Origin of the sequence: Micromonospora sp. BL1 (assembly GCF_003667485.1) — a bacterium.
Taxonomy (GTDB): Bacteria; Actinomycetota; Actinomycetes; order Mycobacteriales; family Micromonosporaceae; genus Micromonospora; species Micromonospora tulbaghiae.
The window spans coordinates 1-13,224 of the sequence record NZ_RCVK01000349.1 but is presented as its reverse complement, the minus strand read 5'-3'; the positions used below and the strand labels follow the sequence as shown (position 1 = coordinate 13,224).

Below are 13,224 nucleotides of genomic sequence, written 5' to 3'. Positions count from 1 at the left end.
ACAACGCCACGGTGCTCACAGTCGACGGCCGGTTCCTTGTGGACGGGCTGCTGGAGATCCCGAGCGAGGTCGGCGACGGCCCGGAGGCGGCGGTGGAGGCGCTGGCGCGGGCGTTCGACGGCGTCCTGGCCCACACCGGCGTGCCGCGTGACCTGGTCCGCGCGGTCGGGCTGGACACGCCCGGCCCGGCCAGCGCCACCGGCGTCATCTCGTCCCGCGGCTCGACGAACTTCTCCCAGCCCGCCTGGCGGGGCTTCGACGTGCGCACCGCGCTGGAGCGGCGGCTGGGCCTGCCGGTGGTCTACGCCAACGACGGCAACGCCGCCGCGCTCTACGCCCACCACGTGCACTTCGGCGCCGAGGCGATGGCCCGGTCGTCGGTGTCCGCGATCGTCGGCACCGGGCTCGGCGGGGGAGTGGTGGAGTCCGGTCGGGTGATCGGCGGCGCGGCCGGCATGGCCGGCGAGTTCGGGCACGTGCACATCCCGCTGGACGGCCTGGTCGAGCCGGACCAGGCGGCGCCGGTCTGCGCCTGCGGCTTCACCGGGGACGCGGAGAGCGTCGCCTCGCTCACCGCGATCCGGCGCAACCTGCTGCCGTACTGGCTGGCCCGGCACCCGGAGCACCCGCTCGCGGCGGAGGAGCCGGACCGGGCGGCGAAGCTGCTGCGCGGCTACGGCGAACGCGGCGACCCGCTGGCCCGCCTGGTGTTCACCCAGCAGGCCAAGGCGCTGGGCCGGCTGTTCACCATCGCGGCCAACTTCACCGACCCGCACGCGTACTTCGTCGGCGGGGGTGTGGTGGAGGCGGCGCCGGAGTTCCGGGACTGGTTCCTCGCCGCCGTCGCCGAGCACACGGTGCTCCGGGAGGAGCAGCGGGCGGTGGCCACCTTCGCGCTGGTGCCGGACCGGGACATGGCCGGGGCGCGCGGGGTGGCCATCGCGGCGCTGGAGGCGGTACGCGGCATCGTCACCGCCGCCGCCCCACTCGGCTGATCGCCGCCCGCTGACGGGCCGCTCAGGCGTGCGGCGGCGCCGCGGTGAACGCGGCCCACGCCTGCGGCGGGAACACCAGCACCGGGCCGGCCGGGTCCTTGGAGTCGCGGACCGCCACCGCGCCGGGCAGCGGCGCCATCTCCACGCACGCGCCCTCGTCGCCGCTGTGGCTGCTCTTGCGCCAGCGGGCCGGTGTGGGGTTCGTGCGGTTCGTGCCGTTCATCTGGTCACCTCTCGTTCAGCAGGCGGAGGAGCTGGTCCCGACTGGCCGCCGGGCTCAGCGCCACGGTCCGCAGGTGCTCCATGATCTTGGCGCAGGTCCGCAGGTCACCCGGCCGGTCGAGGACCATCTGCCCGGCGACCGTCTCCACCGAGGCGATGATCGGGTCCTCCGGGTCGGCGAACTCCAGGATGTGCAGCGATCCCCGGGTGCCCCGGTGGTAGCCGGCGGCCAGCGGGATCACCTGCACCGTGACGTTCGGCAGCTCGGCCATCTTCAGCAGGTGCTGGAGCTGGCCGGACATGACCGAGCGGTCACCGACCGGGCGCAGCAGCGCGCCCTCGTCGATGATCGCGTCGAGGATCGGCGGCTCGGCGCCGGAGAGCCGCTGCTGGCGGTCCAGCCGTAGCTGGACCCGCTGCTCCACCTGCTCGTCGGTGAGCGTGTGCGGCCCGCCGCGCATCACCCCGCGGATGTAGTCGGCGGTCTGGAGCAGGCCGGGCACCACCGACGGCTCGAAGTTCGCGATGCCGGTGGCCTCGGCCTCCAACGCGATGAAGTCGATGGTGCGCTGGTCCAGCAGGTACGAATAGGACACCCACCAGCCCGGCTTGCGGGCGTCCTTCGCCAGCTGCACCGCCGCGGCGATGTCCGCCGGGCCCACGCCGTAGCTGGTCAGCAGCGCGCGCACGGTGGCGGGACTGACGAGCGTCTGCGCGTTCTCGTAGCGGGACAACGTGCTCCGGGTGCTGTTGATCTCGTCGGCCGCGGCCTCCAGGGTGAGGCCGGCGGCCTCCCGGTGGGTCCGCAGGGCGATGCCGAGCCGTCGGGCCCGGGCGGTCTTCGGCGCCATGCATCGATGGTCGCACATCCCGCGGGAAAGCGGGCATGAGAGAAAGTCGATGAGAGTTGCATTCACGCCGGTGAACCTGTCAATGTGTGACGGCGTCCTCACCATCGGTTGTCGTGGCGACGGTGATGGTGAGCGACCGGAGGGGATGGGGCGCGCGGTGGTCGGATTCTTCACTCCCCCACGATCCGACCGCCGCGTGCCCCTGCCGGTCCACGAGACGGGGAGGGGTTCCGCGGTGACCAGGTTCCTGGTGGTCCTGACCGACGTGCGTCCACCGGACGGCACCCGGCGTGACGAACGGACCAGCCCGGAACGCCGCCGCCAGGTGGTCGGCGCGAGCAGCCGGGAGGCCGCCGACCGGATCGCCGGCGCGTTCATGGCGCTGGGCATGGTGCGGGCCGGCCGGCAACGCGTGAAGGTCATCGCGGTCGGCCGCCGGCCCCGGCACCCGGTCTTCTGAGACACACCGTTCCGTTACTCCCCGTAGATGTCACCTTGACCGTTTGCCACGCGACTCCGCGTCTCCCCGGGTAACGACCACCGCTTGCGGCAACGCACAGTAAGGTCATTCGGGTGAGCGCCACCGGCGAGCACGGCCAGCCGCAGTCGCGAACGATGAGGTGACCATGACCACCCCAGGCAAGACCCGCGTGGCGATCGTCTTCGGCGGCCGCAGCCCCGAACACGGCATCTCCTGCGTCAGCGCCGGCAGCGTGCTGGCCGCGCTCGACCCGGACGAGTTCGAGGTGGTCCCGGTCGGCATCACCCGGCAGGGCCAGTGGGTGCTCGCCAGCGGTGACCCGAGCGGGCTCGCCATCGCCGACCGCAAGCTCCCCGAGATCACCGCCGGCTCCGGCGCCGAACTGGTGCTGCGCGCCGACCCCGCCGTCGGCGGTCTGATGGTGCTCGACCCGGCCCAGGGGCCGGTCGCACTCGCCGACGTGGACGTGGTCTTCCCGGTGCTGCACGGCGCGTACGGCGAGGACGGCACCATCCAGGGCATGCTGGAGATGGCCGACATCCCCTACGTCGGCGCGAACGTCTTCGCCTCCGCCGCGGCCATGGACAAGGAGTTCACCAAGAAGCTCTGCGCCGCCGAGGGCATCCCGGTCGGCCCGTACGCGGTGCTGCGCGCCGGGATGTCGCTGAGCGAGGAGGACAAGGAGCGCCTCGGGCTGCCCGTCTTCGTCAAGCCGTCCCGGGCCGGCTCCTCGTTCGGCATCACCAAGGTCGACGACTGGGCCGACCTGGACGCCGCGCTCGTCACCGCGCGCGAGATCGACAGCAAGGTGCTCGTCGAAGGCGCGGTGGTCGGCCGCGAGATCGAGTGCGGCGTGCTGGAGGGCGAGGCCGGTGGCGCGCCGGAGGCCTCGGTGCTCGCCGAGGTGCGCATGATCGGCGACCGCGACTGGTACGACTTCGAGGCCAAGTACATCTTCGCCGACGAGGTCTGCGAGTACGACGTACCGGCCGACCTGCCCGAGCCGGTGGCCCGGCAGGTGCGCGACTACGCCACCCGTGCGTTCACCGCGCTCGACTGCTCCGGCCTGGCCCGGGTCGACTTCTTCGTGACCCCGCAGATGGACGTCTACCTCAACGAGATCAACACGATGCCGGGCTTCACCCCGACGTCGATGTTCCCGCGGATGTGGTCGGCCAGCGGGCTGGAGTACCCGAAGCTGGTCAACCGGTTGATCCGTACCGCCCTGCACCGCCGCGCCGGCCGCTGACCGCCTGCACCGCCGCGCCGGCCGTTGAGCCGGCGGGCGTCAGGCGGAGCAGCCCGAGGGGGCCTGCTTCGCCGAGGGGACCGAGCTGACGATCGTGTCGGAGATCGAGGTCACCCACTGCAGCGGCGGCTCGTACGACTTCGGCACGCGGACCCGGATCGGGGTCTCCCGGTCGACGGTGGTCAGGATCGTGGCGTCGGCCTCCTCGGCCGCGTGCCAGCAGACCTTGTTGACCGTCCACACCTCGTCGGTGGGCGGGAACTGCGCCGGGCTGCCGCCGCAGGCCACCGTCAGCGCCGGGTCGCCGTACGCGGCGTTCTGCTCCGGGCCCGCGGTCACCGGGCGCTGCGCCAGGTCACGCACGCTGTCCGGGAGCTGCGACATCAGGGCGCGGCAGAGGATGGTCGGGCGCTCGGCCAGCGCCGGTGCGGGCATCTCGACCGGCGCGCTGGACTGCGTCCGGGGGCTCGCCGACGCGCTCGGCTCGGCGTCCGGCGACTCCGGGGCCAGCTTGGCGAACGTGAACCCGGCCACCGCCAGGGTCACCGGCACCGCGACGAGCGTCGCCCAGAGCGCGGCACGGCGGGTGGCGCCGTCCCGGCGGGGGGAGGTGTCCTTCTCGTCCACTTACAGCCGCACCACCGAACACGTGAGGGTGCGGGTGATGCCGGGCACCATCTGCACCTTGCTGACGATGAGTTTGCCGAGCTCGTCGACGGTGTTCGCCTCGGTGAGCACCACCACGTCGTACGGCCCGGTGACGGCGTCGACCCGTACCACGCCGGCCAGGTCCGCGATCAGACCGGCCACGTCACGCGCCCGGCCGACCTCGGTCTGGATGAGGATGTACGCCTGTACCACGACTCGACCTCCGTCCGTCGCCTCCGGGCGACCCGAAGGGTGAAACTACCGTACTGAGCGGCCGTGATCCCTATCGGTTGCCGGTCGGACGCGGTGAGCGAGCACACGCCGGTACGGACAGGGGTGGGACGTGCGGAACGACGCAGCGGAGCGAGGGGACGGAATGACTGTCACTGATGTCGGCGAGTTCGGCCTGATCGACCGGGTGACCGCCCGGCTGGCGCAGGGACAGAACTGCCTGCTCGGCCCCGGCGACGACGGCGCGGTGGTGGCGGCGCCGGACCGGCGGGTGGTCGCCTCGACCGACGTGCTGGTGGAGGGCCGGCACTTCCGCCGGGACTGGTCGTCGGCGCGGGACGTGGGACACCGGGCGGCGGCGGCGAACCTCGCGGACATCGCCGCCATGGGCGCCACCCCGACCGCGCTGCTCGTCGCGCTCTGCATGCCGGCCGAGCTGGACCCGGCCTGGGCCGAGGAACTGGCCGACGGGCTGGGCGCGGAGGCGGCGCTCGTCGGCGCGAGCGTGGTCGGCGGGGACATGTCCGGCAGCCCGACGCTCACCGTCGCGGTGACGGCGCTCGGCGACCTGGCCGGCCGCGCCCCGGTGGTCCGCTCCGGCGCCCGCCCCGGCGACGTGGTGGCGCTGGCCGGGCGCACCGGCTGGTCGGCGGCCGGCTACACAGTGCTGTCCCGGGGTTTCCGCACGCCCCGGCTGCTGGTCGAGGCGTTTCGCCGCCCCGAGGTGCCGTACGCCGCCGGACCCGCCGCCGCTGCGGCCGGGGCCACCGCCATGATCGACGTGTCGGACGGGCTGCTGGCCGACCTCGGGCACGTGGCGACCGCCAGCGGCGTGGCGATCGACCTGAGCCGTGAGGCGTTCGAGGTGCCCCGGCAGATGCGGGACGCGGCGCAGGCGCTCGGCGTCGACCCGTACACCTGGATCCTGGCCGGCGGCGAGGACCATGCGCTGGCGGCGACGTTCCCGGCGGACGCCGCGCTTCCCGACGGCTGGCGGCCGGTCGGGCGGGTGGCGGCCGGCGCCGGGGTCACCGTCGACGGCGCCGCCTACAGCGGCCCGCGCGGCTGGGACCACTTCCGCCGGACGGCGGAGTAGCCGGCACAGTCGGCGGACGGCGGAACAGCCGGCACAGCCGGGCGCAGTGGCGGGGCCGGAGTGATCTGCGTCCGACCCCGGGCCGCCGGGCCGGGCCGGGGCCGGCGGCGGTCGTAACCTGGCACGGTGAGCGAGATCGAGATCCGGGAGCGGCGCTTCGACGCGCCCGAGTCGCAGGCGCTGATCCGGGCGGCGCTGGCCGACCTCGGCGCCCGGTACGGCGGCAGCGGCGACGAGACCCCGGTCGACGCGGCCGAGTTCACCCCGCCGGACGGCGCGTTCCTCGTCGCCTACCTGGACGGGCGGCCGGTGGGCTGCGGCGGCTGGCGCAGCCACGGCGAGGACGGCGACACGGCCGAGCTGAAGCGGATGTACACCGACCCGGCGGCGCGGGGCCGGGGCGTGGCCCGCTCGGTGCTCGCCGCGGTCGAGCGGTCCGCCCGCGACCACGGCCGCAAGCGGATCGTGCTGGAGTGCGGCGACAAGCAGCCCGAGGCGATCGCCATGTACACCTCGGCGGGCTACGAGCGGATCCCGAACTTCGGCTTCTACAAGGACGCCCCGGGCTGCCTGTCGTACGGCCGCATCCTCTAGCCGACGGTGATGCGGATCTGGCTCGCGGCGCGGCGGGCGGCGTCCGCGGCCTCGTCCGGGGTCGCGCCCCAGGCCATCAGGTGCCCGCTGCGGTGCGCCGAGGAGAGCAGCTCCGGCACGGTCTGCCCGACCTTCGTCTCCACCTGCACGTCGAGCACGCCCGGCACGCGCAGCGCGTCGCGTCTGCCGTCCACGGCGGTGACCCGGCCGGGCGGCGCGATCAGGAACTCGATGGCCGCCGCGCCGGTCGCCCGCGCCGGCAGCGCCGGCCGTTCGCCGCGCAGGATCCGCAGGTACGCCTCGATGACGTCCCGCTCGTAGGCGATCGAGATGAGCGCGGTGATCATGTCGCCGGGCATCCGGGCCGCGCACTCCACCAGCGTCGGCACGTCGTCGGCGAGGATCCACTCGCTGTGCAGCATGCCGCTGCGGAAGCCGGCCGCCTCGGCGAGGCGTACCGCGGCGGAGCGCAGCGCGTCGTGCGCGGCGGCGGGCAGCGCGGACGGCACCGTGTGGCCGGTCTCGACCGGGTAGCGGCCTCCGGCGATCCGCTTGTCGGTGACGTTGGCGAAGACCACCTCGCCGTCGGCGACCAGCAGCTCCACGCTGTGCTCGGAGCCGACGAGCAGTTCCTCGACCAGCACGCCGGTGGGCAGACCGCGCTCGGTGGCCTCGGCCGGGTCGGGCGGGGCGGCGCTCGCCGCCCAGCGGGCCGGCACCTCGGCCGCGTCGGTGATCAGTTGTACGCCCAGGCTACCCGAGCGGCGGGTGGGCTTGAGCACGCACCGGCCGCCGTGCGCCTGCGCGAACCCCACCGCCCGCGCCGGGTCGTCGACCAGCTCGTACGCGGGGTTGGCCAGCCCGATCCGGTCGGCGAGCAGCCGCATCCGGTGCTTGTCGGAGAAGACGTCGGCGGCCTCCACCCCGGCGCCGGGCAGGCCGAGGCGCTCGGCGAGCCGGGCGGTGGCGCCGACCGCGTACTCCAGGCCGGGCAGGACCAGCCGGGCGTCGGCGAGGCCGGGCTCGCGGGCGAGCAGGGCGTCCGGGTCGAAGCCGGTCTGGTACTCGGCCGCGACGAGGCGCCCGATCATCGGCAGCCGATCGGCGAACCGGGCCAGGTCGCGGCGGGCGATCACGTCCGGTTCCTCGACCAGCACCACGCTGCCGGGCGGCAGTTCCTGGTCGAACCAGCTCAGCGAGCCGAACGACGCGCCCACCACCACCAGTTGCTCGCGACCCAGATCGAGGTCCACCGGTCACCCTCCCCACGGCTCGCGCCGGAACCGGACGGCCGGCGCAGCAGCACCCTAACCGGCCGGATCGCGTCGGTCGCCGTACGGTCGGTCAGGGGTGCGGGGGCGGGTCGGTGGATACAACGCCCCGGGTCGCCGGACACGACAGAAGCCGGCGGACCCCGAAGGGATCCGCCGGCGACCGACGATGTTCCGGTGGCGCTACCGCGTCAGGCGCGGGTGACCTTGCCGGCCTTGATGCACGAGGTGCAGACCTGCAACTTCTTGGTGGTGCCACCACCGGCCGGGGTACGCACCGACTGGATGTTCGGGTTCCAGCGGCGGTTGGTCCGCCGGTGCGAGTGGGACACGTTGTGGCCGAAGCCCGGCCCCTTGCCACAGACGTCGCACACGCTAGCCACGGGATACTCCTGGGATTGAAACGTTCATGAGGTCGCCGCCAGGCGCTGCCCGGGCAACCTGGTCAGGTTACCCGATGACAGTCGGTACGCCCAACCGGCCCTTTCGCGAGCCCACCCAGCGTACCGGCGTCCCCGCCGGGCCGTCGGCCGGGGCAGACACGCGGCGGACGACCCCGGCGCGTGTCGGTGTACGCCAGTAGGCTTCCCGACGTGCTGGAGACCCTCGACGCCGCAGCGGTACGCCGCTGGTGCGCGAGCGGGCTGACCGCCCTCCGGGCCCACCAGGGCGAGATCGACGAGCTGAACGTCTACCCGGTGCCCGACGGCGACACCGGCACCAACCTGGTCCTCACACTCACCTCGGCCCAGCAGGCCCTGGCCATGGACCTCGGCACGCTCCCCGACGACGGGCACACCCCGCACGGGCACGCGCTGCGGCTGATGGCCCGGGGCGCGCTGCTCGGGGCGCGCGGCAACTCCGGCGTGATCCTCTCGCAGATCCTGCGCGGTCTCGCCGACACGCTCGCCGCCGCGCCCGCCGTGCGCGGGCGGCAGCTCGCCGACGCCCTGGCCGACGCCACCGCCGCCGCCTACGCCGCTGTGGCCCGGCCGGTCGAGGGCACGTTGCTGAGCGTGGTCGCCGCCGCGGCGCACGCGGCCCGCCGGGCGGACAGCGACGACCTGCGCGCCGTGGCCCGGGCCGCGTCCGAGGCGGCGGCGCACGCGCTGGCGCGTACCCCCGAGCAGCTGCCGGAGCTGGCCCGCGCGGGCGTGGTCGACGCCGGCGGGCGCGGCCTGTGCCTGCTGCTCGACGCGCTGGTCGAGGTGGTCACCGGGGAGAGCCCGGCCCAGCCGGCGCCCGCGCCACCCGCCCGCCGCGTGCCGGCGACCGCGGTGCGGGAGAGCGGCTCCGACGCGTACGCCTACGAGGTGCAGTACCTGCTCGACGCCACCGACGAGGCGGTGACCCGGCTGCGCGCCGAGCTGGACGCGCTCGGCGACTCCCTGGCGATCGTCGGCGACGGCGCCGGCACCTGGAACGTGCACGTCCATGTCAACGACATCGGGGCGGCGGTCGAGGCGGGCGTGGTCGCCGGCCGGCCGCACCGGATCAGCGTGACCCGCTTCGCCGACCAGGTCGCCCCGGCGCCGGGGCCGCAGGTGCCGCTGCCCGAGGGGCGGGCCGCCGTGGTGGTGGCGACCGGTGCGGGCATCGCGGAGCTGTTCGCCGCCGAGGGCGCGGTGGTGGTGCCGGCCAACCCGTCCACCGGTGAGCTGCTCGACGCGATCCGGGCCACCGGCGCCGCCCGGGTGGTGGTGCTGCCGAACGACCCGAACACCCAGTCGGTGGCGAGCGCGGCGGCCAAGGAGGCGCACGGGCTCGGCATCAAGGTGAGCGTGGTGCCCACCCGCTCGCCGGTGCAGGCGCTCGCGGCGCTGGCCGTACGCGATCCGAAGCGGCGCTTCGAGGACGACGTGATCGCGATGGCCGAGGCGGCCGGCGCCTGCCGGTACGCCGAGGTCTGCCACGCCGCCCGGGAGGCTCTCACCGTCGCCGGTCCGGCCCGCCCGGGTGACGTGCTGGCCCTGGTCGAGGGCGAGGTGCACCTGATCGGGCAGGATCTGGTCGACACCTGCACCGCCGTGGTGGACCGGATGCTCGGCGGCGGCGGCGAACTGGTCACGTTGCTCTGCGGCGCGGACGCGCCGGCCGGGCTGGCCGACCGGGTCCGCGCGCACGTCGAGAGGGCCTGGCCGTTCGTCGAGGTGCAGGCGTACGAGGGCGGGCAGCCGCACTATCCGCTCCTGGTGGGGGTCGAATGACGAGCGAGGCGGCCACCGTGGACACGCCGCTGAAGAAGCTGGTCGGCGAGCGCACGGCGAAGGCGCTGGCCGGGCATCTCGACCTGCACACCGCGGGCGACCTGATCTACCACTTCCCGCGCCGGTACGACGAGCGCGGCGAGCACACCGACATCCGCTCGCTCGACGTGGGGGAGCAGGTCACCGTGCTGGCCCAGGTGCAGCGCACCGCGGTCCGCCCGATGCGTCAGCGGCGCGGCAACCTGCTGGAGGTCACCGTCGGCGACGGCTCCGGCGGCGTGCTCACCTGCACGTTCTTCGGCAACCAGGCGTGGCGGGAACGGGAGCTGCGGCCCGGCCGGTGGGGGCTGTTCGCCGGCAAGGTGACCGAGTTCCGCGGGAAGCGCCAGCTCAACGGCCCGGAGTACGTCCTGCTCGGCGAGGGCGGCGAGGGTGAGGCGGCGGCCAACGAGGAGGTCGAGGAGTTCGCCGGGGCGCTGATCCCGGTCTACCCGGCCGCGGCGGCGGTGCCGACCTGGGTGATCGCCCGCTGCGTCCGCGTCGTGCTCGACACGTTCACCCCGCCGGAGGATCCGCTGCCGGCCACCGTGCGGGCCACCCGCAACCTCATCGACATCGGCACCGCGCTTCGCGAGATCCACCGTCCGACCAGCAAGGAGGCGCTCTACCGGGCCCGCCGCCGGCTGAAGTGGGACGAGGCGTTCGCGGTGCAGCTCACGCTGGTGCAGCGCAAGCACCGGGCGGCGGCGTCGCCGGGGCGGGCCCGGCCGGCGAAGGCGGGCGGCCTGCTGGACGCGTTCGACGCCCGGCTGCCGTACGAGCTGACCTCCGGCCAGCAGGTCGTCGGGCGGGAGATCGCCGCCGACCTGGCCCGGGCGCACCCGATGCACCGGCTGCTCCAGGGCGAGGTGGGTTCCGGCAAGACGGTGGTGGCGCTGCGCGCCATGCTCCAGGTGGTCGACGCCGGTGGGCAGGCCGCGCTGCTGGCCCCGACCGAGGTGCTCGCCGCCCAGCACCACCGGGGCATCCTCGACCTGCTCGGCCCACTCGGCCGGGCCGGTGAGCTGGGCGCCGCCGAGGACGCCACGCGGGTGGAGCTGGTCACCGGCTCGCTCGGCGCGGCGGCCCGGCGCCGGGCACTGACCGAGGTGGCCGAGGGCCGCGCCGGCATCGTGCTCGGCACGCACGCCCTGCTCTACGAGGGCGTCGACTTCCACGACCTCGGCCTGGTGGTGGTGGACGAGCAGCACCGTTTCGGCGTGGAGCAGCGCGACGCGCTGCGCGCCAAGGCCGAGCAGCCGCCGCACGTGCTGGTGATGACCGCCACCCCGATCCCGCGCACCGTGGCCATGACCGTCTACGGCGACCTGGAGACGTCCACGCTGTCCCAGCTTCCGCAGGGCCGCTCGCCGATCGCGTCGCACGTGGTCCCGGCCGCCGAGAAGCCGGCGTTCCTGGACCGGGCCTGGCGCCGGCTGCGCGAGGAGGTCGCGAAGGGCCACCAGGCGTACGTGGTGTGCCCGCGGATCGGCGAGGGCCCGGTGTCGGACGAGGAACCGCCGCGGGAGGACGACAACGGGCGGCGCCCGCCGCTGGCCGTGACCGAGGTGGCCCCGCTGCTCGCCGAGGGGCCGCTGCACGGGCTGCGGATCGGGGTGCTGCACGGGCGGCTGCCGGCGGACGAGAAGGACGCGGTGATGCGCGCGTACGCCGACGGCGAGCTGGACGTGCTGGTCGCGACCACAGTGGTCGAGGTCGGCGTGAACGTGCCGAACGCGACGGTGATGATCGTGCTGGACGCCGACCGGTTCGGCGTCTCCCAGCTGCACCAGTTGCGCGGCCGGGTGGGCCGGGGCTCGGCCGCCGGTCTGTGCCTGCTGGTCACCGAGGCGGCCGAGGGCTCGTCCGCGCGGGAGCGGCTGGACGCGGTCGCCTCCACCACCGACGGCTTCAAGCTCGCCGAACTCGACCTGGAGCAGCGCCGGGAGGGCGACGTGCTGGGCGCGACCCAGTCCGGCCGGCGCTCGCACCTGCGGCTGCTGTCGTTGCTGCGGGACACGGAGCTGATCCGCGACGCGCGGGCCGAGGCGATCGAACTGGTCGAGGAAGACCCGGATCTTTCCCGGCATCCGGCGCTGGCGGCGTCGGTCGCCGCGCTGGTCGACGAGGAGCGCGCCGAATACCTGGAGAAGGGCTGACGCCCGGCGGTCGGCGGGCCCGGTGACCGCGCTGGTGGGAGTCCGCGGGACTGCGGCGCGCGCGTCGCGTGCCTAGGCTCGCGCAGATGTCGACACCATTCCTCGAACGCGGTGTGCTGCTGCTGGCCCGGGGCGACGAACTGCTTGTGGACCGGGCGGTCGGAGCGGCCGACGAGACGTCCGGCCGGCCGTGCACCGCGGCGACCCGGTTCCAGATCGCGTCGATCAGCAAGCAGATGGCAGCCGTGGCGGTGCTGCTGCTCGCCGAGCGCGGCGTGCTGCGGCTGACCGACCCCGTCACCCGGTGGCTGCCCGGCACGCCGCCGCCCGAATGGTCCGGCATGACGCTGCACCACCTGCTCACCCACACCTCCGGCCTGGGCCACTGGGAGGAGTACCCGGCGATCGACCTGCACGGGCCGGCCGAGCCGGACGAGCTGCTGGACCGGTTCGCGGCGCTGCCGCCGCTGTTCCCGCCCGGATCCGGGTGGCACTACAGCAGCCCCGGTTACGTGCTGCTGGCCCGGACCGTCGAGCGGGCGGCCGACCGGCCGTACGCCGCGTTCCTCGCCGAGGAGGTCTTCGCGCCGCTGGGCATGACTGGCAGCTTCGCCGGTGCGGGCGACGGCCGGCCGGACCTGGCGGTCGGGCACGAGGGCGGCCGTCCGGTGCCGTCCTGGGACCTGGCGACCGTGAGCATGGGCGCGGGTGACGTCTGGTGCACCGCTGCGGACCTGATGACCTGGCTGGACGTACCGCGCCGGGGCCGGCTGCTCGCCCCGGCCTCGGTGACGGCGCTGACCGCACCGCACGCACCGACCGGGCGGCCGGATGAGGCGTACGGCTACGGGTTCTTCGTCGGGCCGCTGGCCGGGCGGCGGGCGGTGCACCACTCGGGGGACAACGGCGGCTACAAGGCGTTCGCCGCCTGGCTGCCCGACTCGGACGAGCGGCTCGTCCTGCTGGCCAACCAGGCCGAGGTGAACCCGGCCGCTGTCACATCGGTGCTCGACGCGGTCTGATCCGCCCGCGTCGCACGCACGGCGAGGGCGCGCCGACCGGGTGGTCGGGTGAGGCGTACGGCTACGGGTTCTTCGTCGGGCCGCTGGCCGGGCGGCGGGCGGTGCACCACTCGGGGGACAACGGCGGCTACAAGGCGTTCGCCGCCTGGCTGCCCGACT

Annotated in this window: 14 protein-coding genes; 8 read left to right on the top strand and 6 right to left on the bottom strand. The window is 74.6% G+C overall.

The window, feature by feature from the left end:
- The coding region (locus EAD96_RS26235; RefSeq protein WP_121686143.1) for an ROK family protein at window positions 1–995 on the top strand (995 nt) is incomplete at its 5' end.
- Window positions 996–1,017: 22 nt separating this feature from the next.
- Here EAD96_RS26235 and EAD96_RS26230 read toward each other — a convergent pair.
- Both EAD96_RS26230 and EAD96_RS26225 read right to left on the bottom strand, forming a co-directional pair.
- Window positions 1,018–1,218: a DUF397 domain-containing protein gene (locus EAD96_RS26230; protein ID WP_121686142.1), complete on the bottom strand. Its 201-nt coding sequence runs from the start codon at window positions 1,216–1,218 to the stop codon at window positions 1,018–1,020.
- A gap of 4 nt (window positions 1,219–1,222) precedes the next feature.
- Complete coding sequence (locus EAD96_RS26225; RefSeq protein ID WP_013474343.1) at window positions 1,223–2,068, bottom strand: helix-turn-helix transcriptional regulator; 846 nt, start codon at window positions 2,066–2,068, stop codon at window positions 1,223–1,225.
- Window positions 2,069–2,303: 235 nt separating this feature from the next.
- Between EAD96_RS26225 and EAD96_RS26220 the strand changes: the two genes are divergently transcribed.
- Together EAD96_RS26220 and EAD96_RS26215 are read left to right on the top strand one after the other, a co-directional pair.
- Window positions 2,304–2,528 (top strand): hypothetical protein, encoded by a 225-nt coding sequence (locus tag EAD96_RS26220; RefSeq protein WP_120571208.1) that lies wholly within the window; start codon window positions 2,304–2,306, stop codon window positions 2,526–2,528.
- 166 nt (window positions 2,529–2,694) lie between these two features.
- Window positions 2,695–3,798 (top strand): D-alanine--D-alanine ligase family protein, encoded by a 1,104-nt coding sequence (locus EAD96_RS26215; RefSeq protein WP_091420221.1) that lies wholly within the window; start codon window positions 2,695–2,697, stop codon window positions 3,796–3,798.
- A gap of 39 nt (window positions 3,799–3,837) precedes the next feature.
- Here EAD96_RS26215 and EAD96_RS26210 read toward each other — a convergent pair whose 3' ends face one another.
- Together EAD96_RS26210 and EAD96_RS26205 are read right to left on the bottom strand one after the other, a co-directional pair.
- A complete protein-coding gene (locus EAD96_RS26210; protein WP_120571206.1) occupies window positions 3,838–4,425 on the bottom strand; it encodes a DUF3515 domain-containing protein in 588 nt (195 codons plus the stop codon).
- Window positions 4,426–4,659, bottom strand: a complete 234-nt coding sequence (locus EAD96_RS26205; RefSeq protein ID WP_013284547.1) for an Lrp/AsnC ligand binding domain-containing protein — start codon at window positions 4,657–4,659, stop codon at window positions 4,426–4,428.
- Window positions 4,660–4,822: 163 nt separating this feature from the next.
- Between EAD96_RS26205 and EAD96_RS26200 the strand changes: the two genes are divergently transcribed.
- Together EAD96_RS26200 and EAD96_RS26195 are read left to right on the top strand one after the other, a co-directional pair.
- Entirely contained in the window at window positions 4,823–5,773 is a 951-nt protein-coding gene (locus EAD96_RS26200) for a thiamine-phosphate kinase (protein ID WP_121686141.1), read from the top strand.
- A 126-nt stretch (window positions 5,774–5,899) separates the two neighbouring features.
- Complete coding sequence (locus EAD96_RS26195) at window positions 5,900–6,367, top strand: GNAT family N-acetyltransferase (protein ID WP_121686140.1); 468 nt, start codon at window positions 5,900–5,902, stop codon at window positions 6,365–6,367.
- Here EAD96_RS26195 and EAD96_RS26190 read toward each other — a convergent pair.
- Window positions 6,364–7,620 (bottom strand): ATP-grasp domain-containing protein, encoded by a 1,257-nt coding sequence (locus EAD96_RS26190; protein WP_121686139.1) that lies wholly within the window; start codon window positions 7,618–7,620, stop codon window positions 6,364–6,366. The genes EAD96_RS26195 and EAD96_RS26190 overlap by 4 nt on opposite strands.
- A gap of 209 nt (window positions 7,621–7,829) precedes the next feature.
- A complete protein-coding gene (rpmB, locus tag EAD96_RS26185) occupies window positions 7,830–8,021 on the bottom strand; it encodes a 50S ribosomal protein L28 (protein ID WP_013284551.1) in 192 nt (63 codons plus the stop codon).
- 210 nt (window positions 8,022–8,231) lie between these two features.
- Here rpmB and EAD96_RS26180 point away from each other — a divergent pair, with 210 nt between their 5' ends.
- From EAD96_RS26180 to EAD96_RS26170, 3 genes are all read left to right on the top strand, one after another.
- Window positions 8,232–9,845, top strand: a complete 1,614-nt coding sequence (locus tag EAD96_RS26180; protein ID WP_121686138.1) for a DAK2 domain-containing protein — start codon at window positions 8,232–8,234, stop codon at window positions 9,843–9,845.
- Window positions 9,842–12,043 (top strand): ATP-dependent DNA helicase RecG, encoded by a 2,202-nt coding sequence (gene recG / locus EAD96_RS26175; protein ID WP_121686137.1) that lies wholly within the window; start codon window positions 9,842–9,844, stop codon window positions 12,041–12,043. Before EAD96_RS26180 ends, recG begins: the two co-directional genes overlap by 4 nt.
- Window positions 12,044–12,129: 86 nt before the next feature.
- Entirely contained in the window at window positions 12,130–13,065 is a 936-nt protein-coding gene (locus EAD96_RS26170) for a serine hydrolase (RefSeq protein ID WP_121686136.1), read from the top strand.
- Window positions 13,066–13,224 lie beyond the last annotated feature (159 nt).

What these genes read in the sequence shown, in the direction of transcription:
- EAD96_RS26170 (WP_121686136.1), top strand. Translation starts at nt 12,130, where the DNA reads ATGTCGACACCATTCCTCGAACGCGGTGTGCTGCTGCTGGCCCGGGGC.
- EAD96_RS26200 (WP_121686141.1), top strand. Translation starts at nt 4,823, where the DNA reads ATGACTGTCACTGATGTCGGCGAGTTCGGCCTGATCGACCGGGTGACC.
- recG (WP_121686137.1), top strand. Translation starts at nt 9,842, where the DNA reads ATGACGAGCGAGGCGGCCACCGTGGACACGCCGCTGAAGAAGCTGGTC.
- EAD96_RS26230 (WP_121686142.1), bottom strand. Translation starts at nt 1,218, where the DNA reads ATGAACGGCACGAACCGCACGAACCCCACACCGGCCCGCTGGCGCAAG.
- EAD96_RS26225 (WP_013474343.1), bottom strand. Translation starts at nt 2,068, where the DNA reads ATGGCGCCGAAGACCGCCCGGGCCCGACGGCTCGGCATCGCCCTGCGG.
- EAD96_RS26215 (WP_091420221.1), top strand. Translation starts at nt 2,695, where the DNA reads ATGACCACCCCAGGCAAGACCCGCGTGGCGATCGTCTTCGGCGGCCGC.